The sequence below is a fragment of the Tolypothrix sp. VBCCA 56010 genome (genome assembly GCF_050875635.1).
GTDB lineage: Bacteria > Cyanobacteriota > Cyanobacteriia > Cyanobacteriales > Nostocaceae > Hassallia.
Genome location: NZ_JBPAOH010000013.1, coordinates 16,982 through 41,557, shown reverse-complemented (window position 1 = coordinate 41,557; position 24,576 = coordinate 16,982). Strand labels below are relative to the sequence as shown.

Genomic DNA, 24,576 nt, shown 5'->3' with positions numbered 1-24,576 from the left:
TTCCCAGCGCAAAATTTTACGTTGCTCTACGAAAGTGCATTTTATGGATTTTTTACTTTACTTTTAAGTTGCTAATTCCTAATCAGTTCATAACAACTTACATAGATGCGATGTATCGCCTCTAGTTAATGTCAGGTTTATCCCTAGCAAGTACCTGATAAATCATTATTGACTTCAGTTTAGCACGAAAACAAAAGCTTTCAGTAAATAATTGATAATGCCAGAAGAGTGAATAATAACTCCTTTTTTTTGATAACTACTCAGAGAAGTTATACCAGCTTAATATACTACCTGAAAAGACGATCGCCGCCAATCCCAAAAATACAGCTTGTAATCCAACGAATGTTTCTGCGACACCTGCCAATGCCAAAGGTAAGGTGAGAGCAATATTAATCACATTGTTTTGCAGACCAAAAACTTTACCACGCATTTCGGGTGGGGTTTCGCTTTGGATCGCTGTTTGCATCGGGATACCGACTAACGCCCCACATACACCCAACAGCATCACTAACAAAAGGATAATCCATAACTGTGTTGTGAATATCGACAAACCAATCAAGGATGCTGTCATACCTATACATCCAAATACACTTAATTGGGTATAAGAAAAACGTTGACAAAATTGACCAAGAATGGTTGCCCCAAGAGCAATACCAACACCACCAGATGCGAGTAAAAAGCCGAATTGGGAGGCTTTTAAGTTGGGAATTAGTTCTGCCATGCGAACCGCGAGAACAGTTAAGGCGGCAAAGACAGAAAATAAGATAATAAGTTGGATTAAAGCATTGCGAAGGCGATGATTTTCTCCTAGATACTTAAAACCATCACGCAGGTCAGCAAAAACGTGGGGGTATTCTGCTCGATCTGAGTGAGATTTTTCGTTAGTTGACAAAAGTAACAAAATTATGCCAGCTAAAGCATAACTACCACCCACCAAAAGTTCTTTACCCAATCCTCCGCTACCACCAACAATTAACTGCCAAACATGGTCAGCTAAAGCTAACAGCGGTTCCCCAACAGCAAACCCGACAATCACCGATGCCATCATCGTTGTTGTATACAGCGAGTTAGCCGAGAGTAAATCTTGCTCTTTCACTACCAAAGGAATCGCTGCCTGTTCTGCTGGTGCAAAAAACTGCGTCAGCGTCGAAACCAAAAAAGTTACAACTAAAATCATGCAAAAACCGACTGGCAAGACTCCGATTGGTTTCCAATCATGAGTTAACCACAGCAGCATCGGAATTGCCAAAACCAAAATACCGCGCCAAACATTTGTTGCTACTAACACTGCCTTTTTTGACCAGCGGTCTACAAATACACCCGCAACAGAACCAAACAGCACCGCAGGAATTGTAAAAGTCATCATCAGCGCTGATACCCAACCGCTAATACTTTGATCGCTTGCCTGAAACTGAGTATTTATCAAAGCAATCATCAGCACTAGATATACTTTATCTGCCAATTGGCAGAAGACTTGACCACCCCAAAGAGCTAAGAAATTAGGATTTTTGAATACAGGCAAAAAACCCTGTTGACCATCACTTGATACTGCTTCACCTTTATCTGGCGGTTCTTTGCCATTTGTAGAGGTTAATAACTTATGCTCAGAAGCATCAATTTTGCCATTTTCACTTGTGTTTTTTTCGCCACCTTTTGTTATATCGCTTTTTGGTATTTCCGACTTTGACCAATTTTTCTCATTGTGAGAAACGTCTGGAGACATTTCTTGGCTATACAAGCGATCGCTTGTATTCGGAACAGCACTAAGATGTGGTGAAGAAGGCGATAATGGTGTCCTATTATGTTTTTTGCCGTGACTGGGGGAGTGCGGCAAGATTTTTGGTTCTAAATCAGACGGTTGCATCATAGTTGGCAGCAAAATAAGAATCGATCAACGCAGCGGAGCGAATAGGACGACCTAAATGATATTGAGCATATAAGCGCAAAATTTGCTCAACAGATGACCAGCCATCATTGGCAGCATCAATAGGCATTATCTCTGGTTGCGACAACTGCTGGAGCATAGCCAGTTCTGTCGCATTTAGTCGGCTAGAAAGCACTGGTATTTCTTGGCGATGGACAATAGTTTCGTAGGCTGACGAAGATGGGGGGATGGGGAGAGGGGGGGATGGGGAGATGGGGAGATGGAAAGAGGGGGGGGAAAAAGAATTATTCTCCTTGTCTCCTTGTCTCCTTGTCTCCTTGTCTCCAAGGAGTCCCCCTTGTCCACGGACACGTTCCTCACTCCTCCACCCCCGCACGGAAGTGTCCTCCCCTTGTCCCCCTCTCCCTTTCTCCCCTTCTTTTCGCAAGCGCTCCAAAGCTTGTAAACTAACTGTTCCACCAGCAGAGACACTAAATCCTACCTGAGCCTTGGGGTCTGAAAAGTCTGGTATTAAGGGACGCTGAGTCAAGCAACAAACTTGCACTTGGGGGGTGAGTCCTGAATTCGCTAAAAGGTGAAATACAGCATGTGCCAGATGAGCGAAAATACTTTTTACCTCTGTGGTGGGTATCGCTTCCAACCTACCCAGATGTTCATTGAGTAACTCATACAATTCCTCTTGGGGTTGTTCGCTTAGAGCTTGACATAATACAATTTCTGCTAAATACTGACTAGCAGCTAGTTTTCCTAAGTCTTTACCAAGACCTGGATAAGTTTTTATAGTTTGCGCTTGTGTAATTTTATCGAGCGATCGCCCTTGGGCAATCAATAGTTCATTGACCACAAACATCCCACTCCTACCACCAAGGCTTGATTTGTGCTTGCGTGCCCCTGGAGCAATTGCTCGAATCAAACCAAACTCTCGTGTCAAAATTGTCACTAGCCTATCGGCTTCGCCAAACGCCTGGGTTTTCAGATTAATCCCAGTTGCTTTATAAGTTCTACTCATTAGTCATTGGTCAAAGGCGGTTAGTAGTTAGTAGTTAGTAGTTAGTGGTTAGTAGTTAGTAGTGAAGAAAATCGACTAACTACTAACAATTCCCCGACTAACAAAAAACAAATAACTAGTCTCTATGATTCCAGGGTATCGCGCTGGCGGATCAAATCGATACCGCGAGAGGTGCCTAATCTAGTTGCACCCGCTACGATTAAGTCTAAAGCTTGCTCGGCGGTGCGAATTCCTCCTGAAGCTTTAATTCCCACTCTTTCTCGTGCTACTTCTTTCAAAAGTCGTACATCTGCCACTGTCGCACCACCGTTCCAACCTGTACTGGTTTTGAGAAATGCCGCTCCTGCATCCATAGCTATTTCTGCTGCCATTTTTTTCTCCGTATCCGTCAGCAGATTAGTTTCTAATATTACCTTTACTTTTTGTCCGGCGGCTTCGCAAATTTCGGCAATTTCCTGGTGAATTTCCTCAGTTTTGCCAGCTTTCAACCAGCCCAAATTAATTACCACATCCAACTCAGCAGCACCATTTTCGAGTGCTTCTTGAGCTTCAAACAGCTTCGCAGCCGAAGTCGTCGCGCCAGTAGGAAAGCCAATCACCGTACAGACTTTAGGATTTTTGCCGTGGAGGAGTTCCGCCGCTTGCTTGACATGCACGGGGTAGACGCAAACCGCCGCAAAGCCAAATCTGTCTGCTTCTTGACACCATTGCTTAACGTGCTCGCTTGTAGCCGTGGGCATCAGCAGCGCATGATCGATATATGGCGCAATATCAATGTCTGGATAATCTGCTGCCATTGTTACTTTTACCAGTAATTGATTATTAAACTTTATTTAGATTAATAAAGACATTTTTATTAAATTAAACCATAATTCATGACATTTTTCCTGAGTATGTGACAGCTGATTCAGTATTAAGGGTAGTTTCGCTCTTATTACTCTTAGTATCTAAGTTGACATTGGGCACTCGTCAGGGTAAGAAAATGAAAAGCCGCAGCGATCGCTCACCTCGCGTGCCGTAGCGATCGCCCCCGAATCGAGCATCCCCTGTTGCTAAAAAGTCAAGGATAGTTTGCGCTAACTTTTTTGCAGCTAGATATGGTACACCATTACCAATAGTTTTAAACATATTCGTTAAAGTCATATTCTCTGGAAGTACAAAATTTGCAGGTAAAGATTGTATCGCTAAAGCTTCCGCTACAGAAATTCTTCTAACTTTGTAAGGATGTAAATGTACTTCATTATTGCCATAACAAGCTGTGGGAGAATAACGCCATCGGTGAAGACGTTTGTAAGACTTTTTGGAATCATCTCCTTCATCAACAACAGCAAATTTTTTTATACCAGCCCTTGGTTGAAAATAGTGTTGTGAATTGGCATGATTTAATACATCATTTTTTCTAAACCAGTATTCAACAGTTAGTTCTTCAGGAATTCCATTAGGACATGAGAGTATAGAATCTTCTTTAAATAATTCACGCATCCCCCAAGGGTAAGAGAAAACTTTATCTTGAGGATATAAAATGTGTTTTTGCCAAGGAAAAGTACTTTCAGGAAGAATATTTTCACTGTGAAGTATTATTCCCATATCTTGAATAAGTTTTTTTCGGAAACCTATAAGAATAATTCTTTCTCTATCTTGAGGTACACCATATTCAATAGCATTAATCAAACGCTCTGTTAATACATAACCAGCTTGCTGTAATTGTTGTTTCAGCACTTCAAAAAATAATCGATGTTTTGTAGTTTTCCACAATCCTTTGACGTTTTCAAACAAAAAGAAATCAGGTTGCTGTTGGCAAATTAATTCAACATAGGAAGCTGAAAGTTTCCCATTATCTCCTAAACGTCCTTTGTTTTTACCACCAACAGAAAAATCAGGACAGGGAGGACTACCAATAAAGCCAATTATATTATTAGACTTGCGGCAGTCTTTTACTAACTCTCGCAAGCGTTGTGCTGGTAAACCTTCAATAAGTTTGGTTACGTCGGCTTCTTCCCCATAATGATATCCGTATTTCGGTAATGGCAGATTGAGAGCCTGCCGTGAATAGCGGTATGCTGACATAAAAGGGTAAAAAATTTCATTCACATAAACAATATTAAAACCGTTAGTTTCAAAACCTAAATCAAGGAAACCAGAGCCGGCAAAAAAGGAAAAGATTAAAGGGCGATCGCAAGTCATCACATTAACGCTGCTTACTCTAAACTAAAGTATATTAGCGCCATATTCCGCTGCTAATTGCAAGTTTTATGCCAAAAGAAGATAAATTCGACCTATCACAAGCTAGCACCTCTGATATCCTCGGTTATGATGACTTTCTAAGCGAACTGAAAACACGGATTTCTCACGCTCAAGTACGGGCAGCTGTTGCTGTCAACAAAGAGTTAGTATTACTTTACTGGCAAATTGGGCGAGATATTCTTCACAGACAGCAGCAACAAGGTTGGGGAGCAAAAGTAATCAACCGTCTTGCAATTGCAAGCGATTCAAGAACAAGCTTTATTGGCAGCTAAAGAAGTAACTTACCTTCTTTCTCAAGGGACTTGATAGAAAGCATATAGCAATCCACCTTGATTTTTGAACTTACCTGTGTAGGCAGGCAATAGGCAACAGAAAAGAAGGCTCTTTGAGTTGTAAGTAGGCGGGTGGTGCAATTAAACTAAAGATGTCTCTAAGCTGGGCAAGATTTTCAGGCGCAACTATCTTACATTTAATTTGAACCACCTACTTACTGAGTTTTTTCAAAAATCAAATATTAGTCCTATATACCTAGAGTATTTACTTTTGGATCAGTAGTGACACGAATAAAACCAGAAGAAATCCTCGCGTCAAATGGAGATATGAATTCCACAGGAAGAAAAATTGGTGTGTCTAAAGTGATATTCTCTTTGTCTACTAATAATTGTTCTACTATAACTTGCTGCAATTCTTGGAAAATATTTAAAAACGAATATTCATCAGCTATTTAATTTAATACGTTTTAAATAATTTACTTGATTAGGTCTCACGCCAAGACGCAAAGACGCGAAGAAATCCTTTGCGCCTTTGCGTGAGATTATTCTTCCTACCTTTTAACCATCAATAGCTTCAGCCTGTGCTTCTGGTAACAAACGCTTCACACCTTGCTTAACAAACCCCTGCAAAAAACTAATTTGCTGATTTTGCACAAAGACGTTTTGCAAAGTTTGCCGCAATTTATCCAAATTCAAACCACCTTCAGAATTTAAGGCAATTTCCTGCTGCTCGAAATACTCTACTAAGCTTAGACCTGCTACTCTGGTAAGATAAGCTGCACTCACACCTTGCACGACACCACCAGCAACAAAGGTGACAGCGTTACTCTTGAGGACAGTGCTAACAGCTTTCGTAGAAAGTTCTACCAAACCGAGTTTCAGCATCAAACTTCCCATTGCACCGGCTACGGTTTGCGCTTGTTCTAAAGAAAATTTCTGCTGATAAATACCACCCAAATCGATTACCATTTGGGCATTAATTGCCGCTGTTGCCAAGATATCCAGCGCTGGTACTGGATTGGCGAATGCCGCAGCCGCAGCGATCCACTGATATTGTTCTATTATGGGAGTTGCGCGATCGCGTCTCACTTGATTCAACAACTTCTTAGCATCAGCTTTCAGCAACTTCGCTTTTCTCATCGTAGTTGCCCACACCAGCTGTTGTTTTTGCTGTGCGACAATATCATTTAACTGCTGTGTTAACTGCTGAATGTCTGGCACGGGCTGTTCCATCCATTCTTGCACGGAACCGTCTTCTTGATGCTTCCGCACCTTGATGGGCAAAGGAGACACCGCTGTTGCAACTACATTCGTCTGCATCCGCTGTTTCAACGACAGTAACACGCTTGCGCGTTCGTCTGGTAAATACTGGTCTTGTTTGTTGAAAACCAGCATTGCAGGTTGATTTGCTGCCTTTAACTGCTGTAAACTTTGAAATTCTGAATCTGTTAAATCACCGTTTGTCAAAAACAGAACAAAATCAGATTGATTAACTTCTGCTAAAATATCTGACTTTTCACTTGCTTCTACAAACAAAGGTGCTGTTTCGTTGAATTCTACAGATGCGAAATTTTGCCGTAGAACTTGAATTAAGGTGGTTTTACCTACCGACTTTCCACCAGTAACAGCTAGTTTAATTTCTTGTCTATCTAATTCAAAGAATAATTGATTAACTTGTTCTCGCAATGTCTTTAAAGCTGGATGATTTTCAGCTTCGCTTGCAAGTTGGTTAATTACGACTTCAGTCAGTGCGATCGCTTCTTCTACTCTAGCCCGATTTACAGGCATTCCATCAAAGAGATCGGCAGCATTTTTGCCGCGATTTGGCTTAAATAACCACAAACCACCACCGACTGCTACCAGACTTAATAAACCAAACTCTCCCACCTGCACCATCGAATGATGCATATTTTGTAAAATCCACAGAGAAAAGGACAGTCCCAATCCTCCCACTAAAATCGGTCGCTGTAACTTCACAACTATGATTCTCCGCGCTTTTTCGATCCCTTCTCCTCCAGAATAGATCAAAAATTCCCTTGGACAAATTCCCCAGGCAAGTCCAGACAATTTTCTTTACTTACAAACGGCAGTAAAATTAATTCCCAAGTGTTGCGATACTTGGCGATCGCGTGGTTTACCTGCCGCTTGTCTGTTTCAAAAAGTGTATTTTGGTATCATAGCTTATGACCCATAGGACTTACGCAACAAAAACTTGAAAGCGTTATACCGAGCGCGATAATTCATGAATTATCGCTACTTGAGTTATGTTTTGCGCTCATTCCTGAACCAATACGGTTCAGTTAAAACTTAAATTAATTAAGTATTGTTGCCAAAAATGATAATTGAGTGTCGTGTATCTCAGGGATTTATAGCTGCTCCAAAAGGTGAGAGTCATGTCAAAGACAGAGCATGAATGCTGCGCTATAGAAAAGGCAATTTTAAAAAGCTTTAATCGTCAATCTCTACTTTCCAATGACGATTCGCTTTGGAGCGGTATCCGCTTTCAGTATACTCATAGCAACAGCGCAAGTGCATTGCCAGACGAGATTATCTTTCCAGAAAATGCGATTCATATTTATACAGAAATGCCGTCTGATTATGTTATTGAAGCGCGAATTAATGGACGATCGCAAAAAAGTTCGCTTGTCACGGGTCATAGTCTCATCATTCCACGCGGCACAGCTTATTGGCAATCAGACAACCACAAAAGCAAAGGCATTACTTTAGGTTTGAATTCCGGATTTCTTGCCCGCACTCTCTCTGAATCGATTGACTTAGATTGTCTGGAACTGCAACCGCAATTTCCGACGTTTGACCCGCTGATTTATCAAATTGGGCTAGCGCTGAAAGCTGAATTAGAACAGAATCGGCATTGTAGCCGCTTATATGCAGAATCTGCTGCCACGTTTCTCGTCACCCATCTTTTCCACCATTACGCTTTTCGCTTTCCAAAAGAGCAAATCACAACAAGTGGCTTGCCTAAGTACAAATTACAACAAGTCATTGATTACATTTATGCCAACCTTGATTGTGATATTGGCTTGATTGAATTGGCTGACTTGGCTCAGATGAGTCTCTCCCACTTCTCTCGATTATTCAAACAATCAACGGGATACTCACCCCATCAGTTTGTCATCAAGTGCCGCGTCGAGCAAGCTCTTGAACTCCTCCTCAAAAGTGACTTGTCAATTGCGGATATCACTTATAAAGTCGGCTTTGCCAATCAGGGGCATTTAACCAATCATTTTAAGCGCCTGCTGGGAGTTACGCCTAAGGTCGTTCGAGAAAAATAGCAGAAACGTGTAAAAAAAGTCAAAATTTGTAAGACTAACTAAGAGTGCGATCGCTACTTTAGAAATCAGGATGCGCTGCAAGTGTCATTTGCTAGGCTGGATACTTTTATCCACCCTACAAGTTAAAAATTATAGCAGATTGCAACTGCGTCCTATAAGTAACAAAACTTAGAGCTTCCAAGGAAAGATATTCTTATGGGAATAAAATTTACCGGCGGTTGTCTGTGCGGATCTGTCCGCTATGAATGTTCAGCAAAACCGCTTGCAATGGGCAATTGTCACTGTCGCGATTGTCAACGAGTGACAGGAAGTGCTTATGCTTCCGGGCTTCTGGTGCCGCAGAATACAGTTACCATCACCGGAGATGTGAAATACTATGATGTAATTGGCGATAGTGGCAGCATTGTTGGTCGGGGCTTTTGCCCAAACTGCGGTTCCCGATTATTTAGCAAACCCCCGAACCCTGAGCTTATGAACATTATGGCAGGGAGTCTCGATGACCCAAGCTGGTTTAGACCTGTAATGGATGTTTATACAGCCAGTGCCCAGCCGTGGGATTACATGAATCCGGATCTGCACAAGTTCGCCAAGATGCCACCGATGCTCAATTCCGCATCATGATGCTTGCCAGACCAACCACGCTTAGTCCGCATCAAGAGTGGCAGCCCACTAAAATCGGTCGCTGCAACTTCACAACTATGATTCTCCGCGCTTTTTCGATCCTTTCTCCTCCAGAATAGATCAAAAATTCCCTTGGACAAATTCCACAGGCAACTCCAGACAATTTTCTTTACTTGCAAACGGCAGTAAAATTAACTCCCAAGCATCACGATACTTAGCGATCGCGTGGTTTACGCTGCCGCTTGTCAGTCTCAAAAAAGTGTATTTCGCTACCATAGCTTATGAACACATCTACCGGGAAGATATAGAACAGATCAAGTTTTTCTATATATACCAAGGCAAAATCAAAGTCGGATTTTTTGTAGGCAACTCTTACCATTAGTCGTCGATTTGTTTTGGTGCGGCGATTATCTACGACATAATTACCTGAAGGCTGATCAAACCAGGCATACTTAACTTGGATTTTAATCAGAGTTCCTTCGACATCAAACGCCAAATCGTAAGGAAGTCTATCACCAACAGGTTTTAAAACTCCCCAACCACGCTTTAAGGCATGAAGAATCGCAGCTTGTTCTGCTATGTCTCCCCTTAGCTTTGTGTCCATCTGCAATTTGTGCAATAGCTGCTAATCAGCATAAAACAAAACCCTGCAACTTTTGAGTGTTACAGGGTTTTGTTTTTTAAGTTGGTGGCGGGAAGTGGATTTGAACCACTGACCTTCGGGTTATGCTTACCATCTACAGTTTTCACTGCCTGGATTAACCAGTTTGTGGTCTGGACTGTCCCTTTACCCTCAGCTTTCCTGTTAGGGTACCTGCCTTCCAGTCTCTACACCTTCTCCATTTCTGGAGCTTGGTTCGGGATTACCGCGCTAGTGGCTTCCCCGAGTTTGACAGGTAATCATACGTAAGTTTCTTTACGTACCGCCCATAGTAAGACTAACTTTTAAGCGTTTAGTCAATCTTACTCGTTGAGCCCGACGAGCTACCAGGCTGCTCTATCCCGCGTCGTCTTTATTAACTATAACCCAAGCTTTTAAATTTGGCAACTACAAAAGTGATAATTCTCCAACAACTTCTAAACGCTTGTATTTCCCGAAGCTCATAAACTTTTCTGACAAACTTTGAGCGACGCTGGGGCTAATCCAGCCCATCTGCTGAAGCACGTGAATGGCAACGGCGTATTTTGCTCGCTTTGCTCCATCTATGACTTTAATTGCCAATCCCATGCCTTCACCAAGTCGAGAAATGCACTGCACTCCTTCGGCACCGGTTTTACTTACCAGTTCTCCTGGAGCCAAGCGCATTAGTTCGGTATCAAATTCTCCGTCTCCCGCGACCAAATTGGGATGATGAGTCATGGCACGGACAATGCGCTCCATATCCAAATTGTTGCCAGAGGCTAGCAGAGCATATAAAGACGCTATTTGAGCAAGTTGCATGAAATAAGTAGGTACGCCACAATCATCACGAGCGCTGATAAATTCTTCTGCCGGCATTCGTAGCAATTCTGCTACTTTGCTGACAATCAATTGCTGGATGGGGTGTTTGCGTTCCAAGTAGTTATTTAAAGGAAAATGGCGCTGCTGACACACGGCTAACATCCCCGCATGTTTCCCAGAGCAGTTGTATTCCAAACGACTTTTTTTTCCTTCGGGAATCGGACATTGAAGTGCGCTGGGATCGAGATCGGCACGCCAAAGTATATTAAATGCTTGTCGTACTTGCTCGATTGTACCTTTGTGAGAAGATACGATAATTGCTAAGTCGCGATCGCTCAAATCATAACGCTCTAGTGTACCTGTGCTGGTGACTGCGAGTGCCTGAAATGGTTTCAGGGCTGAACGCACAAAAGTTGCTGTTTCGGCGTTTCCCGCAACAGACAGCACCCGTCCCCGTTCATCGCAGACAACAGCTTGGACTATGTGCCTCGATTCAATAATCCCTTCCCGCAGCAACCTTACTTCAAGTGCTGCCGCTTGAGTTCGTTTTCCCCTGGTCATGGGTGAGAATATATCATTGTTTTAGTTGCGAGTTATGAGTTATGAGTTATTCCTTGATTAACTAATCACTCCTAACTATTTAAAGTAAATGCCAAATTATCGTACCAAGAACTAGCAATCCCGCCAAGCAAACACTCGTTATTTGTAAGCGACGGATAATTGGTTTGATTTCATAGCTGACGATTAAGCGATCGCGCATTAGGATCGATTGGGGTTTTGCCCAAGTTTGTCCGTCGTACCAACCTGATTCTTCATAAAATATTACTGGACTATACAGGCGATCGCGTATATAAGACCAGCCCAAATACAGTCTTATCAGTCCCAGAATTACCCCTACACTCGCTCCTGCGGCTCCACACAATATAAACTGGGCAATATACTTGTTCGGCGTAAAACTTGCCGCTGCCACTGGTGCTGCCACTACCCAAGATAAACCCCAAATCCAAACCATTTTTGTGATATACTTGCGCCAACTTAAGGTGCAATCACGAAATAGCCAGGAAATTTTTAATTCTTCATATTCATTGAGCGGTTGCTGTTCGCTAGGAACTGGGCAATTTGAAACTGACGAATTAATCATGTTGGTTTACCCCCACCCTCATCCGGTTTTGGATACTCTATGCGTTCCGCATGACCCCAAAACGCTTCTAAATTATAAAACTCGCGTTCTTTGGGCATCATCACATGAACGATTATGTCGCCGTAGTCTTGCAAAACCCAATTTCCCTCGGCTTTTCCTGCTGTCCGCAAGGGATTTCGTTGTAACTCTGTAAAGACTTTTTCTTCTATTGCGTCGGCGATCGCTCTTACTTGTACTCTTGAATAACCAGTCATCATCACAAAGTAATCCGCCAAGTAAGATACTTCTGTTACCCTTAGCAATACAATATCACCTGCTTTGCGATCTGATGCTGCTTCGACGATAGTTTCCGCTAACTTTCTACTCATCTGGTCGCTGTCAGTTGATGAGCGAAGAAGTGCTTTCTCGCTTAAAAATATAGATTGTGATGGAATTCCTTGGTAATAATCAGACATTAAACCTCAGGTGCTTTCTGTTTTTTTGCAACTACTTTTTACAATTCTTAATTAAGAAAATTTAATAGAATTGTAAATGTGCGAACTGGTTTTTTTGAATACTAACAAAAAATCGATTGTCGTTGAAGTTGCATTGATAATTGGTGTGATGAAGTTACCATCTTTTGTCAGCTGACAAAGGGACGGATTGTGGTTGCTTGCGTGATTTTTGCAAGAACCAATTCCGGGTGGCGATTGTGCGCTGATGAATCAAGCAAGAACTTTCGATTAAGAATTTTAAAGAATAATCGCTAGTTTTCCAAACAGCTCTGTCTATATTTTCTCGGCTAATAGCTCGTAGATTTTCTAATTCTGGGGTATCGCCGCGTCCTGGTTCCAGAGTATCTGCTACAAACACGATACAACTTAAAAGACTCATACCTGGTCTACCTAAAGTGTGATTGGCGATCGCTTGTAATACTTCTTCATCTTCTACGCCAAATGTATCTCTAGCGATAATAGCACTTACGTCTGCATGTAACAGATGGGGGGCGGCTTCCATCACATAATCAACTTCTAACCCCTCTTTACGTGCGATTGACAAGAGTTTTTCTGGCGGAAAGTATTTTGCCAAATCGTGCATCAACCCGGCTTTTGCAGCTTTTGTTACATCTTCAAGTTGATAATGAACAGCTAGCTCGGTTGCCATCTGCTCTACTCTGAGAATATGGTTGACTCTAGAAGGAGGCACATTTTCTGCTAACCAGGCGAGGACTTGTTCGCGCATAATGGCTATAACGAATTGAAGCTTTTGACAAAAAACCGCTTTCGAGGTGAATGAGAAATTTATATTTTATTTTAACCGAGTTAATTATCAGGAGTGTAAATAGCTTTTTGTAGTAAGGGCTTCAGCCCTTGAAAGCCTAGCCATGAGCGGTAAACCGCTCACTACGAAAGGATACATTTTATGTATAATTATGTCCACTTACTTATAACTTTGAATTGGGTGAACGCTCGCGATCGCCTAACTTTTTGCCATATATACCTATATTTTACACATTTAAACAAAAAGAAGCAGGAGCTAGTATAAAACTATCTCCTGCTAATCTGGTCAAAGAATTTCAGCCTATGCGTTGGTAAGCACGCGATCGCGCTTAGGCCGCGATTTGAATCTAATGGTATTATAGATTACACTTCCTGTTTTGACACTACTGTAGACTTAATGACTGGAGTCTGTGTCTTGACTGAGTAACACAACGACTCATAATTATTTAAGGCTTGGTCAAACGAATATTGCTCAATCGCAAATTGGCGACTGTTATAACCGAGAGTTTTAACTTTTTCTGGATTTTGGTACAAGTCTAAAACTGCCGCTGCTAAAGCTTGCGAGTCTTCTGGAGTCACCACAAGACCCCCGCCACTTTGTTTAATCGCTCTTGCTGCTGTACCATTATCGGGTACAGATGCAACTAACGCCCGACCGCTGGCAAGTAGCACTTGAATTTTTGAAGGCATATTGAAGGATATAACATTTTTCTTTTGCACCACCAAACCGACATCAGCAGCTGCTAACATTTCTGGCAGCTTTTCGCGGGGTTGAAAAGGTAGTAGTAAAACGTTATCTGCACCGATATCTTGACACTCTTGTTGCAATCGCTGCAAACCTTTTGCCTCACCCACAATCACAAAAGCAATATCGGGAACATCGCGCAAAGTCGCAGCAGCTTTCACAACAGTTTCTAAGCCTTGGGTGAGGGCAATATTTCCCGAATACAGCACGACAAATTTGCCATTTAGGTTGTGTGCGGTACGAAAAGCGTTATTTTCTTTAGGTAAAGGGCGGATAAAATTCACATCAACCCAGTTAGGAATCTGCACAATTTTGTTAGCAGCTACACCTTTAGAACGCAAATTGTCTACAAAACCATCGGCGATGACGCTAATTTTTGTTGCAGTGCGGTAAGCAAATTTTTCTAAAGTGGCAAAAACCTGGATGAGAAATTTATTTTTGAGTAAACCGACGTGAACAGCGGCTTCCGGTAATATATCTTGAAGATTTAAGACTACCGGGCAATCATGCAGCCATCCTAAAAGGGTAGTTGGGATGCAAACCGGTAAAGATGGTGACGTGGAGAGAATTACATCTGGACGCCAGCCAAAAAGCGCGGGCAAAAAACTGGAGACAACGAAGCTAGCATCTAGCAACACTCGATCTAGCAAGTTGGGTTGAGGACGAATCCAAACATAACTGCGTTGGATTTGAACGCCATTTTTATATTCATTAAGATATAACTTGCCCCGATAGCCTTCGTATATTTGACGTTCAGGGTAGTTAGGCATAGCAGTAACTACGCGTACTTCATGCCCGCGTTTGACTAGTCCCTCTGCTAATTCAGTCATTAGAGGGGCAATACCAATTGGTTCTGGATAGTAGTTGTAGGAGTAAATTAAAATTCGCATAAAAAATTATTCAGAATGACCCCAGTTTTTTGTTCAATTAATGACAACACTTGCTAGCAAAATCGTTTCGCACAAGCGTAGCGCCTATGTTTTAATTTTGGCTTTAAAATCTCTTGATGTCAGTGATTATTCGTTGAAGATTGAGTAAAATTTGATAGCATGTGCTGAGTTAGTACATGATATTTTTTTTACTATTTGATTAATTTTTGGAGTATATGTTTTTATTATTAATTTACGTAAAAACCGTATAATTATTAGTTTAATAGGACACGAGACACGGCAGATTTTGCTAACAATAGCGGTATTGCCACGGTTTTTAATCAATTTCTGATTAGAAAATTGAGATAGTAGAACTTAAAAAATATTGCGGCGTTGTGTGCCAGCAGCTTTGCTGGAGGCATTTTTAAAGAGAAAATACATTGGCAACATACAAACCATCGCGAGTGCGGGTTCTGTTGCTTAATCGCTAGGGGTTTTTTCAAAAAGACTATTGGGAGTATCAAGGCGATCGCACTCGTCTGGTTACAAAAATTTATGTAAATCTACTCAAATAACTTTTAAAATCTTTATTTCGTAAGGCGGGTAAAAACGAGAATCCCGGTTTCTCAAATAAACGAGAATCCCGGTAACTTTTACGAAACCGGGATTCTGAATTAGTCAAAAGTCAAAAGTCATATTGCTCTAGGTTAAAAGACAACAATAGGACACTTGCGTGCTTTGGTAAAACTGTCCTTCTTTCTTGTATAGGAATGAGCGCAAAAATAATAGCCAAAGCGTATTATACAGTAGCGGTAATTCATGAATTACCGCTACTTACACTTTGTCGATTGCGCTCATTGCTGTTGCACTAATTTGGGTAATTGGCTAAACAGCACCACTATTTCTATTAAACAGGATGGCTACCGTTTTGAAAATCAGTTTTAAATCGTACAGTAAGCTCCAGTTTTTTTGATACTGCAAATCTAAGCGAATTACATCCTCAAAACTACGTACAGCAGAGCGCCCATTTACTTGCCATTCTCCTGTCATACCGGGTTTAACATCTAAACGTTGCCACTCCGGTACTTCATAGCGTTCCACCTCATCAGGTGTGGGTGGTCTAGTGCCAACTAAACTCATTTCTCCTTTGAGGACGTTCCAAAATTGGGGGAGTTCATCCAAACTGGTTCGCCGCAAAAAGCGCCCTACGCGTGTAATTCTTGGGTCGTTGTCATTCTTAAAGAAAGCACCTTCGACTTGATTTTTGACTTGGGCTTTCTTCGCTTCTGCATCGACACACATCGAGCGGAATTTCCAAATCTGAAAACGTTTACCCATCCAACCACAGCGGGTTTGCTTAAAGAAAATCGGACCGGGATCGTTGATTTGAATGGCAGTGGCTATGGGAATAAATAAAACTGCCGTAATTACCAAACCTACTAATGACCCGATAACATCTATAATCCGTTTCATCCAAGAGCGCACGCTTGGATGAGTAGTCGGTAACTGCTCACCCAACTTTTGGGGTTCTCTTGGGGGTGTGTCTCCAAGAGACTCAATCGAAAAAACCTGATCCAGTCCTGTGAGGTTAAGCACTGCCATTACCTGAGGGGTAACATTTTGCAGTGTAAGAGCGATTCCTTTTTCCTGAGCGGTTTTCAAATTACTGACGAGGGCACCTAAACCACTACTGTCCATAAAAGTAGTTTGGTGGAAGTCAATAATTATTTGCTTGGGATGGGAATTTACCTCGGTTAACTTTTGGCAGGTTTGCTTAAAGGTTACAGCCTCAAGCACACTCAACCGTGCGGGTATCTGTACTATAGCCGTGTCGTTTAGGGAAGTAACCGGAAAATCCACCTCTTTGGGTTGGCTAGTCATGAAGCTCTGCACTTTCGTTGCCTTATAAATGTAATCTGCCAAACAGTGTTTTGTCTTAGCGAATAACCGAACTATCGTGCTTAACCAATAGGAATCAAAGTTAATTGCTAGTAGCTTAGTGTGAAATTGAATATCGTCTGCGACGATTCACAATATAACAAAAAGCTAAAAAACATCCTTGTTGTTGTGTCGGCGCGACGAGTAGGCGTTGCTATCATCGAATGACTGCTAATACTGTTACACCAACCGCACGCCTGGTCGAGGTCTTTTGTGCCATTCAAGAAGAAGGACTAAATGTGGGAACACGTCAAATTTTTATTCGGTTTGCTCTTTGTGATTGGCACTGTCACTTTTGTGATAGCGCTCACACTTGGAATGCACCCTCGATTTGTCGGATAGAGCGATCGCCTGGATTACGTGATGAGTGAAATTCACTCGAATCCTGTCTCACTACCCATATTAATAGAATGGGTTGAGCTGCAAAATCTACCTTGTCTACACGATAACATTAGCTTGACTAGGGGCAAACCACTTCTTCATGCCTTATTTTTCAGATAATTTTTACCTCAAATCCGCTCCACCACTGGTTTACCTGTATACCTGGAGACTGGGGGACATCACATGACAAACAATCATAGCGATGATTTTGCCCTACTTAGATTCTGTAGGTTTGATGGGAGCGTTGTTGGTGGTTGGGCAATGGGCATTGGGCATTGGGCATTGGGCAATGGGCAATGGGCAATGGGCAATGGGCAATGGGCAATGGGCAATGGGAATAAAAAGAAGTTTCCTTTCTTTCCATGCCCCATGCCCCATGCCCCACTAACCCCAAACAGTTTTGTAAAGCTATCATCAAGCAAAAAATAAATTTGATGAATTTTTGGCGTAAAAATCAGTACATACTTTTACGGTTAATCTGTTCTTAATACCAAAGTCAGATGCTGAGAAAGGTGATTATTTGGGTCTTAGCCATGATGAAAGCAAAACATTGGCTTTCCGTATTAAGCTGTTCGGTGATGGTCTGTGCAGCTAGTATTACGGGGTATGCAACATCAGCCTACGGTCTTTCTCTGACCAACACTCTGACAATCGGGAGTGAAAGTACGGATTTATATTCTTCTCTTGGTAATGGTGCTAACACCAACCGTTTGGGATTTTTCTCGGATCTCTACTACGATCGCTACCAAAACGTTTATTATGGTTTGAGCGATCGCGGTCCGGGTGGCGGTGTGATTGACTACAATCCGCGAGTAGAGAAATTTTCTTTGGATGTTGACTCAAAAACGGGGGCGATCGCTAACTTTAAAATATTGGATACTATTCTTTTCACCAAGGATGGTCAAAACTTCAACGGCTTGAAGCCTGATTTATTACCTAACGGCAATAAAGCATCTCTTGGTCTTAGCTTTGACTCAGAGGGGTTTGCTGTCGCTTCTAACGGCAACTTCTACGTTTCTGATGAATATGGTCCGTCTGTTTACGAATTCAGTCCTACAGGCTCATTTATCCGGGCATTTGCAACTCCAGAAAATATAATTCCCAAACAAAGTGATGGGACAATTAACTATGTTGATGGTCGTCCAACCATTACCAGCGGTCGTCAAGATAACCGAGGATTTGAAGGATTGACTCTTAGCCCGGATGGCAGCAAACTATATACATTGCTGCAAGACCCCTTGGTAAATGAAGGTTCGCCAGATGGTCGGCGCAGTCGCAATATAAGATTAGTAGAATTTGATACGAAAACAGGTAAAAGTACTGCTCAGTACATTTATCAATTAGAAAGTTTGGCAGATATTAACGATCGCATTCCCGGAACTGATGATGATTTTGGGGCAAATTCCCAAGGTCGCAATATTGGGATCAGTGCGATCGCAGCTTTGAATGACAAAGAATTTTTGGTGCTAGAACGAGATAATCGCGGGTTTGGGGTAGACGCACTACTAGGTCTAACTGAAAACCCATCCACAACACCACAGCCGATTGCTAGCAAGCGTGTATACAAGATTAACTTGACGGATGCAACCGATGTTAGCGGTATCAGTCTGGCAAATACTAATACTTTGCTAGCGGAAATCAATCCCGTAAACAAATCGCTATTTTTGGATATTGCGAAAGCTTTGAGTCCAGATAATCCGGGAGATTGGACAAAGATAGCAGAAAAAATGGAAGGACTAGCGATCGGTCCGCAACTTAAAGATGGTTCCTATACGCTGCTAGTTGGCACTGATAATGATTACAGCGTGACGCAAATTGGCGATCAGTTAACACAGTATGATATTTGCACTAACAACAATGGTACTAGCGTTAGTCGCCTACCCATCGACAAAGGCTGTCCTACGGGACAAAAGTTGATTCCTGGCTACCTTTATTCATTTAAAGTGACTGCCGATGAATTGGGCAACTTTATTCCACCATCTAAGAAAGTACCAGAACCAACGGCAACTGTTGGGATAATGCTGCTAGGTTTGAGTAGTTTCTGGCTGAAACGGCGAACTAGGTACTAGGGACTAGGGACTGGGGACTAGGGACTAGGGACTGGGGAATGGGTAATCGGGGAAGAGAGGGAAAATTCCTCCTTGTCCTCCTTGTCCTCCTTGTCCCCTTGTCTCCCTGTCCCCTTGTCCCCCCCTCTCCCCCTCCCCCTTGTCCCCCTATCTCCCTACATTCCCGCATCATCAATAGTCTTAGATTTGGCTTTTGCCTTATTAGCGCTGCGTTTGAGTGCAGAGAGGCGTCCTTCGTATTTAGAGCGTTCGCGCTTGCTGGCAGTGTTGTCAATTAAGGTTTTTAAAGCGCTGCCGAGACTTTTGTAAGCGTTGGGGAGACTGTAACCGAAGCGAGTTGCGAGTGCGATCGCTTTTTCATCTGCGTCGATCAGTTCTCTTATTTGCTTTTCGCCATTATTCTTTTGATATAATCGCCAGCCAGAAACGCCACACAAAGCCAAGGCTAACACCAGCAGCAATCCATCCTGCACCCACAATTCACCGACAGCACCTCCTAAACCAATCGCTAGAGCCGCCATTTCCCATCCATCTTTGGGGATGGTATCATTTTGCACGCGGGCGACTTCGTGCCAAAAAAGTAGGTTACGCTGATCCATTGCGAGTGCATCCCATTTCACCAGGTCAATTTGGATTTCTACCTGGTCTTTGCCAATTTCTTCGCAGCGGACCAGGGGTGGATTAACCTCAGTTGTGCCTTCAACCGTTACCCAGCTCTGCAATTCTGGCGGTAGTAAGTTTTTCAACCGCCGAAGTTCACTCATTTCCGCTTTGGCAGAGGAGGTTGCATAGGATGTCATAAAATCCAGCCCTAGAAAAATTCAGTATATAGTGAGGGTATCACTTTGGAGTATAGCTATAAAGAGTGATAATTCGCCTCACTCGTTAGGAAAACTTCCGCGTTTTTTCCGTGCTTCCATTGCCTTCTCCAGAAGTTCTAGTAATCCTGGAGCTTCTTCTTGAATACTCAGCAATAGTCTTTCGCCGAGCTCCACATTTCCAGGATCTTGTCCTGTTATCATCACCTCTTGCAGACGCGGGATGGCAACGCTATCGACAATTTGAATTAAACCCGAAAGACAACGGTTAAATTGTTTTTCGGTAAGAATCGAGTCTTCTAAAGGAAACTCAATAATCGCCCGGATTTCGCCATCAGATGGGTCATACTCCCATTGAAGCATTTTCGTTTCCCAGGAAATCGCAAGCATCGTCTGGAGGATAGCTCCTTTATAAGGATGGTCTTTCACTCCCTGAAGAACTTGAGGGGCAAATACCCGGAAAAATTTTCCCTCTTCATCCAACTGGACAACAATCAGAAAATCCTCTAAATTTTCTGCTTCCACACCTGTGATAATACGGTCTTCTTCGTCATCAAGACGGTAATCCCAACCAAGTTTGTCTAGGTATTTGGCAATCTGTTGCAGATTAGCTCCCATAAAAGCCTCACAACGAACGGTGGAGCGGCTGTCACCAGACCTAGTTTAACTTGCTAGGGGTAACGCCATAACATCATAGGGGGAAAGGGGAAGGGGGAAAGGTAAAACGCTGCTTTTTAGGGTTGCTAGGAGCATTTGAGATAATCTGATTACGATTATCCGTCCAATAACAGATTTAAGTAAGTTGTGGTTGTTACTTAAAATAGAACGAATTCTGTATAAATGAATATGTCTGACTATTCGACCATAACAGCAGCCATCATCCAGCAAGCTAAAAAGCTTGAGAATACTTTACCAATAAAAAACGAAGCTTGCCGCCCAAAATTCTTTTTTCACCCCGAACCAACTGCAAAAATTTTTATTTTCTTCCACGGATTTACAGCGGGTCCTTATCAATTTGAACCGTTAGGAAAAGCATTATTTGAAGCAGGTTATAATGTTTTAGTTCCATTGCAGCCCGGTCATGGAGTCGCAGGAAAATGGGACAAGGATAATCCACCTCCTTTGCCAAGTGAAATCGAAATTTATCAACAATTTGCTTTTTCTTGGTTGGAAGTTGCTCAAAAGTTAGGAGATAAAGTAATAGTTGGCGGATTATCTACTGGGGCAAATTTAGCAGCTTGGTTAGCATTAGAACGTCCTCAAGAAATTGAGCGAAATTTATTATTTGCGCCATCGCTTGGTAGTAATAATGCAGTGGTAGATTTTTTAGTAGAAGTGTTGCCTATTTATTACGAATGGTTAAATAAAGATAATTCTGGTAACTTTGGTTATGATGGCTTTTTGATTCCAGCATTTAGGATATTTTTGGATATGGGGAAAGAGATTTTGTCGCGCGTGGAAAAAGAGCCAACAGTGCCGATGTTTGTAATTTATAGTGAAAGCGATCGCGCTATCAACCACCATGAAATAAAGATTTTATTTAAAGCTTTATTAAAACAGCAGCCATCATGGTATCACCGCTTTGATAAAAGTCTAGAAATTCCCCACACGATGATGACTAAAGCCGAGGGTAATAAATATCAAGACTTGTTGATTACCCTAGTTAAAGCTTATGTGGAAAGCGATATAACTTGGGATGAATTGATAAAAGTGGGTTATTTGATACTTCAAGGAAAAACTTTTGATGCTGCTGTGAGTGAATTAGATTTAGGTGAAAGAGTTACTCCAGATTTGTCAGTTTTGGTGGCAGTAATGAATGAGAAAATGATTATAGAAGCTTATAAGTAGCCCTGTCATTTTATCACTTTTGTAGCCATTGCAAAGCGGACAAGCTAGCCACAAGTTCGATTCATCATTGCTGCCACCTTTAGAAATGGGGATAATATGCTCAATTTCCAAACGTGCCATTACCAAACGCTGGGGACTTAAGCAATAACCACAACGGTTTTGAGCAGCAGTGCGGACACGACGGTCTATCTCTACTGAAATGTAAGGACGAGTCATTGCTGTTAAGTTAGAGCCGATTTCAAGCCACGTTCAACAGCCACTTTTAACGCTCTTGCCTTACTTACCATGCCACGTCGGTAGACTTGCATCAGTTCATCTAATTGTTTAACTTCTGCATCATTAAGTTGTCCTTCTCGATTACGCGCTAAAAGGTTGCTGAAAACTTCTTGTTGCTCAGTTTCCATTTGCATATCGCACAAAGCCAAAACCTGCTCATTAGGTAATGACTCTATAGGTAATTCGGTAATGGCACGGTCAAGAAATTCTAGTAATACATCTTCAAGTCGCTGATGTGTGAAAGCAGCGATTTCCTTTGCTCTTTGTGCCAGCGTCTCAGGAAGTTGAAGGGTGACAATTTCAGCCATTTGCTATCAGACGAGCCTTTTACTTTCGATTGTATCCATATTTGGATGTAGGAATAGGTTACAGTGGCGTGCGGCTCGTTACATAACCTAGCTTTCAAGAAGGGGCAAAAGTTATACGTTCACGTATCCAAAAATATGTAGATATTCTACTCACCTCTAACCCAGCAGTATATTTACAGCCTTGGTACAAAGGTCAGATAGATTTGCGTAGGCTAACTCGAATTTACCAATGGATCGATCCAACTTTGGATGAAAATGCAGTGTTTGAGATGCAACGTCAGAATTTCGTCAACATGGTGCGAGATCCTAACAAATGGGTGGCTTCACTCCCGCCAGCTATTTTAGATCGTGTTGAGGTTAAAGGCGGCTGGTTTGGACCTAATGAGGGAGATTTGATGCGAGAAGCTGAAAAGCGTCTTCCGCAAGTGCTGGAAGTAGTCGAATCTATGATTGAAACCAATCGCCGTTTTGAATCATATCAAGCAGAAGTAGAAGCGATCGCCCAATTAAAAATCAGCTTTCATGAATGGCTCAAATTATCCCCATCTGACGCAAAACCCGACAGCGCCGAATTGATGTATATCATCCCATCCAAACCTTTAAAACTACAACTATCGAGTTGACAGTTGGCTATTTCTCTACAAAAAGATGCAGTTGAGTCTTAGTACTGAAGCCGATCGCTTGTTTCAACTGCGACTTTTTTCATACTCATCTATTTCTCGATATTTAGGAATAGATTTACCTGTTACCACAGAATAAAGAACATCTGGGTCTAAATCTGCGCCATTCTCCCAGTGAATTGTGCCCCATTCCGGGTTAAGTTTAACTGTTCTAAAATAGTCTAAATCTTTTAAAGGTTCAAAAATTCCCGTAAATTCGATTAATTGGTTAACATTAACAATACCTTTTTCTCCATCTTCAAACTTTAGATAGAGTTGATAGTTATCTTGAGGAATAACTTCTATAATGTCTTTTAGCATAATTTACTCTAATGGTTCAATTTTTTCTAAGGGATTATTTTGTCTTGCCAGTTGCCAATTTTCTAGAAGTTCTGATTTGTGCATAGCTGCCCATTCAATTACTAAACCAAGAACTCTAGGAGTGAGTTTACCTTCTAAAATTGACAAGGTTTCTATATCAATAATTGCCTTTTGCTGATTATAGCGGACATGAAAATGAGGGGGTGGATGGTCGTTATAGTAAATAGTAATGATAATCCCTAAAAAACGACAGACTTCTGGCATCACATCACCTACTCAATTATCCTGTGTATTCAGCCATACAGACCTGATTGTAACTTTATTTTAGTGATAGTATAGGGCACTCTTCTCTTGGCATCCTTGGTGTCTTCTCTTACAAGTTACCTGCTGATTCTTTTTTGCCAAAACCAGAAATCGAGTTTAAGTGCTGAGGGCGATCGCTCTCTTCTCTCTGCGTCGCGCCAGTCGCTACAACTTTCACGCGGCAGCTTTTCGCTCTTAAGCTTAAGAGCGAAAACGTGACAAGTGGAAAATACGCAACGCGCTGGCTTCTCTGTGCCTAGTAAAGTTCGTAAAAGATTCGGGCGATCGCTTTGAAGCCTTTTCTGCGCCCACGGTTCCTAAAAAAACGAAGATATCATGCATTAACCACTAAAATAGCTAGAGCAAAAATACAGACTAAAAAGTGGAACCGACAGAAACACAATATCTAATTATCAACGCTTTAGAAACTTTAGAATTACTTGAGTGGAGACTTTATGATGAAGAAACAGGATATTGGCGTATTCAAACTCCAAGTCCTGTTTTACCAGTTGCCTACATCTTGCCAAATGGTGATATTGTCCCTTCTGACTGGATATCAGAATTATGACAAAACTAACTGAACTACAAAAAAAACAAGAAGCCAGACTGCAAGAACTTATTAACATAGCTAAACAGCGTTATCTAGATGCAGGTGGCGATCCGAAACGTTGTCCAAGCGGTCGCAAGGGTGATGACTACATGACTGATGAAGAACGTGAAGAAGCTATGCTCTTAATGCGACAAAGTGCAGGCGTTCGCATTATTGGTGATGAAGTTTACTGTCAAGGACGCTCTTGGAAACTACCTGCTAATTATCTACAAAAAGATGCAGTTGAGTCTTAGTAGTGAAGGCGATCGCTCTCTTCTCTTATCTTC

The 24,576-nt window shown here is 41.9% G+C and carries 28 protein-coding genes and 1 pseudogene; 9 read left to right on the top strand and 20 right to left on the bottom strand.

Annotation, left to right across the window (positions count from 1 at the left end):
• Positions 1-256: 256 nt before the first annotated feature.
• The 4 genes from AABK37_RS06720 to AABK37_RS06705 all read right to left on the bottom strand — a co-directional run bounded on the left by AABK37_RS06720 (position 257) and on the right by AABK37_RS06705 (position 5,078).
• Positions 257-1,867: an MFS transporter gene (locus AABK37_RS06720; protein WP_432550824.1), complete on the bottom strand. Its 1,611-nt coding sequence runs from the start codon at positions 1,865-1,867 to the stop codon at positions 257-259.
• Positions 1,851-2,894: a DNA repair protein RecO gene (gene recO / locus AABK37_RS06715; protein ID WP_432550823.1), complete on the bottom strand. Its 1,044-nt coding sequence runs from the start codon at positions 2,892-2,894 to the stop codon at positions 1,851-1,853. The genes AABK37_RS06720 and recO overlap by 17 nt, the downstream gene beginning before the upstream one ends.
• Before the next feature lie 122 nt (positions 2,895-3,016).
• The gene (gene deoC, locus AABK37_RS06710) at positions 3,017-3,691 is read right to left on the bottom strand and encodes a deoxyribose-phosphate aldolase (RefSeq protein ID WP_432550822.1); all 675 of its coding nucleotides are present in this window, start codon (positions 3,689-3,691) and stop codon (positions 3,017-3,019) included.
• A 172-nt stretch (positions 3,692-3,863) separates the two neighbouring features.
• The gene (locus tag AABK37_RS06705; protein WP_432550821.1) at positions 3,864-5,078 is read right to left on the bottom strand and encodes a DNA cytosine methyltransferase; all 1,215 of its coding nucleotides are present in this window, start codon (positions 5,076-5,078) and stop codon (positions 3,864-3,866) included.
• Positions 5,079-5,146: 68 nt separating this feature from the next.
• On the opposite strand from AABK37_RS06705, the gene AABK37_RS06700 reads away from it, so the two are divergent.
• Positions 5,147-5,410 carry a DUF1016 N-terminal domain-containing protein gene (locus AABK37_RS06700; RefSeq protein ID WP_432550820.1) on the top strand — a complete coding sequence of 88 codons (264 nt, stop codon included), beginning with the start codon at positions 5,147-5,149 and terminating at the stop codon, positions 5,408-5,410.
• Between the two features lie 558 nt (positions 5,411-5,968).
• Here the strand turns inward: AABK37_RS06700 and AABK37_RS06695 are convergent.
• Complete coding sequence (locus AABK37_RS06695; RefSeq protein WP_432550875.1) at positions 5,969-7,393, bottom strand: YcjF family protein; 1,425 nt, start codon at positions 7,391-7,393, stop codon at positions 5,969-5,971.
• Positions 7,394-7,803: 410 nt separating this feature from the next.
• On the opposite strand from AABK37_RS06695, the gene AABK37_RS06690 reads away from it, so the two are divergent.
• Together AABK37_RS06690 and AABK37_RS06685 are read left to right on the top strand one after the other, a co-directional pair.
• A complete protein-coding gene (locus AABK37_RS06690; protein ID WP_432550819.1) occupies positions 7,804-8,703 on the top strand; it encodes a helix-turn-helix domain-containing protein in 900 nt (299 codons plus the stop codon).
• A 195-nt stretch (positions 8,704-8,898) separates the two neighbouring features.
• Complete coding sequence (locus AABK37_RS06685) at positions 8,899-9,324, top strand: GFA family protein (RefSeq protein WP_432550818.1); 426 nt, start codon at positions 8,899-8,901, stop codon at positions 9,322-9,324.
• Between the two features lie 214 nt (positions 9,325-9,538).
• On the opposite strand, the gene AABK37_RS06680 is transcribed toward AABK37_RS06685, so the two are convergent.
• The 7 genes from AABK37_RS06680 to AABK37_RS06650 all read right to left on the bottom strand — a co-directional run bounded on the left by AABK37_RS06680 (position 9,539) and on the right by AABK37_RS06650 (position 16,660).
• On the bottom strand, positions 9,539-9,928 hold the full coding sequence (locus AABK37_RS06680; RefSeq protein WP_432550817.1) for a group I intron-associated PD-(D/E)XK endonuclease: 390 nt from the start codon (positions 9,926-9,928) through the stop codon (positions 9,539-9,541).
• 444 nt (positions 9,929-10,372) lie between these two features.
• Positions 10,373-11,326: an asparaginase gene (locus AABK37_RS06675; RefSeq protein WP_432550816.1), complete on the bottom strand. Its 954-nt coding sequence runs from the start codon at positions 11,324-11,326 to the stop codon at positions 10,373-10,375.
• A gap of 79 nt (positions 11,327-11,405) precedes the next feature.
• Positions 11,406-11,906 (bottom strand): CGLD27 family protein, encoded by a 501-nt coding sequence (locus AABK37_RS06670; protein WP_432550815.1) that lies wholly within the window; start codon positions 11,904-11,906, stop codon positions 11,406-11,408.
• The gene (gene rsfS, locus AABK37_RS06665) at positions 11,903-12,361 is read right to left on the bottom strand and encodes a ribosome silencing factor (protein ID WP_432550814.1); all 459 of its coding nucleotides are present in this window, start codon (positions 12,359-12,361) and stop codon (positions 11,903-11,905) included. The genes AABK37_RS06670 and rsfS overlap by 4 nt, the downstream gene beginning before the upstream one ends.
• Positions 12,362-12,515: 154 nt before the next feature.
• Positions 12,516-13,127, bottom strand: coding sequence for a bis(5'-nucleosyl)-tetraphosphatase (symmetrical) YqeK (yqeK, locus tag AABK37_RS06660; protein WP_432550813.1), 612 nt, complete (start codon positions 13,125-13,127; stop codon positions 12,516-12,518).
• 401 nt (positions 13,128-13,528) lie between these two features.
• Complete coding sequence (locus AABK37_RS06655) at positions 13,529-14,800, bottom strand: glycosyltransferase family 4 protein (RefSeq protein ID WP_432550812.1); 1,272 nt, start codon at positions 14,798-14,800, stop codon at positions 13,529-13,531.
• Positions 14,801-15,664: 864 nt separating this feature from the next.
• The gene (locus AABK37_RS06650; RefSeq protein ID WP_432550811.1) at positions 15,665-16,660 is read right to left on the bottom strand and encodes an anti-sigma factor antagonist; all 996 of its coding nucleotides are present in this window, start codon (positions 16,658-16,660) and stop codon (positions 15,665-15,667) included.
• Between the two features lie 221 nt (positions 16,661-16,881).
• On the opposite strand from AABK37_RS06650, the pseudogene AABK37_RS06645 reads away from it, so the two are divergent.
• Positions 16,882-17,333: pseudogene (locus AABK37_RS06645) on the top strand (radical SAM protein); the annotation flags it as partial.
• Here the strand turns inward: AABK37_RS06645 and AABK37_RS06640 are convergent.
• Positions 17,312-17,476: a hypothetical protein gene (locus AABK37_RS06640; RefSeq protein WP_432550878.1), complete on the bottom strand. Its 165-nt coding sequence runs from the start codon at positions 17,474-17,476 to the stop codon at positions 17,312-17,314. The pseudogene AABK37_RS06645 and the gene AABK37_RS06640 overlap by 22 nt on opposite strands.
• A 155-nt stretch (positions 17,477-17,631) precedes the next feature.
• On the opposite strand from AABK37_RS06640, the gene AABK37_RS06635 reads away from it, so the two are divergent.
• Positions 17,632-19,167 (top strand): esterase-like activity of phytase family protein, encoded by a 1,536-nt coding sequence (locus tag AABK37_RS06635; RefSeq protein WP_432550810.1) that lies wholly within the window; start codon positions 17,632-17,634, stop codon positions 19,165-19,167.
• Here the strand turns inward: AABK37_RS06635 and AABK37_RS06630 are convergent.
• From AABK37_RS06630 to AABK37_RS06620, 3 genes are all read right to left on the bottom strand, one after another.
• Complete coding sequence (locus AABK37_RS06630) at positions 19,157-19,339, bottom strand: hypothetical protein (RefSeq protein WP_432550809.1); 183 nt, start codon at positions 19,337-19,339, stop codon at positions 19,157-19,159. The genes AABK37_RS06635 and AABK37_RS06630 overlap by 11 nt on opposite strands.
• A complete protein-coding gene (locus tag AABK37_RS06625) occupies positions 19,323-19,967 on the bottom strand; it encodes a DUF3318 domain-containing protein (RefSeq protein ID WP_432550808.1) in 645 nt (214 codons plus the stop codon). Before AABK37_RS06625 ends, AABK37_RS06630 begins: the two co-directional genes overlap by 17 nt.
• Positions 19,968-20,045: 78 nt before the next feature.
• A complete protein-coding gene (locus AABK37_RS06620; RefSeq protein ID WP_432550807.1) occupies positions 20,046-20,603 on the bottom strand; it encodes a hypothetical protein in 558 nt (185 codons plus the stop codon).
• A 228-nt stretch (positions 20,604-20,831) separates the two neighbouring features.
• Here AABK37_RS06620 and AABK37_RS06615 point away from each other — a divergent pair, with 228 nt between their 5' ends.
• Positions 20,832-21,833: an alpha/beta hydrolase gene (locus tag AABK37_RS06615; RefSeq protein ID WP_432550806.1), complete on the top strand. Its 1,002-nt coding sequence runs from the start codon at positions 20,832-20,834 to the stop codon at positions 21,831-21,833.
• Here the strand turns inward: AABK37_RS06615 and AABK37_RS06610 are convergent.
• Positions 21,780-22,049, bottom strand: a complete 270-nt coding sequence (locus AABK37_RS06610; RefSeq protein WP_432550805.1) for an HNH endonuclease — start codon at positions 22,047-22,049, stop codon at positions 21,780-21,782. The two genes, AABK37_RS06615 and AABK37_RS06610, sit on opposite strands and share 54 nt — an antisense overlap.
• 5 nt (positions 22,050-22,054) lie before the next feature.
• Complete coding sequence (locus AABK37_RS06605) at positions 22,055-22,417, bottom strand: hypothetical protein (protein ID WP_432550804.1); 363 nt, start codon at positions 22,415-22,417, stop codon at positions 22,055-22,057.
• 203 nt (positions 22,418-22,620) lie between these two features.
• On the opposite strand from AABK37_RS06605, the gene AABK37_RS06600 reads away from it, so the two are divergent.
• A complete protein-coding gene (locus AABK37_RS06600; RefSeq protein ID WP_432550803.1) occupies positions 22,621-23,040 on the top strand; it encodes a hypothetical protein in 420 nt (139 codons plus the stop codon).
• A 63-nt stretch (positions 23,041-23,103) separates the two neighbouring features.
• Here AABK37_RS06600 and AABK37_RS06595 read toward each other — a convergent pair whose 3' ends face one another.
• Both AABK37_RS06595 and AABK37_RS06590 read right to left on the bottom strand, forming a co-directional pair.
• The gene (locus AABK37_RS06595) at positions 23,104-23,397 is read right to left on the bottom strand and encodes a DUF2442 domain-containing protein (RefSeq protein ID WP_432550802.1); all 294 of its coding nucleotides are present in this window, start codon (positions 23,395-23,397) and stop codon (positions 23,104-23,106) included.
• Positions 23,398-23,400: 3 nt separating this feature from the next.
• On the bottom strand, positions 23,401-23,661 hold the full coding sequence (locus tag AABK37_RS06590; protein WP_432550801.1) for a DUF4160 domain-containing protein: 261 nt from the start codon (positions 23,659-23,661) through the stop codon (positions 23,401-23,403).
• Positions 23,662-24,082: 421 nt separating this feature from the next.
• Between AABK37_RS06590 and AABK37_RS06585 the strand changes: the two genes are divergently transcribed.
• Together AABK37_RS06585 and AABK37_RS06580 are read left to right on the top strand one after the other, a co-directional pair.
• Entirely contained in the window at positions 24,083-24,268 is a 186-nt protein-coding gene (locus AABK37_RS06585) for a hypothetical protein (RefSeq protein WP_432550800.1), read from the top strand.
• On the top strand, positions 24,265-24,543 hold the full coding sequence (locus tag AABK37_RS06580) for a hypothetical protein (protein ID WP_432550799.1): 279 nt from the start codon (positions 24,265-24,267) through the stop codon (positions 24,541-24,543). Before AABK37_RS06585 ends, AABK37_RS06580 begins: the two co-directional genes overlap by 4 nt.
• The last annotated feature ends 33 nt before the right edge of the window (positions 24,544-24,576 follow it).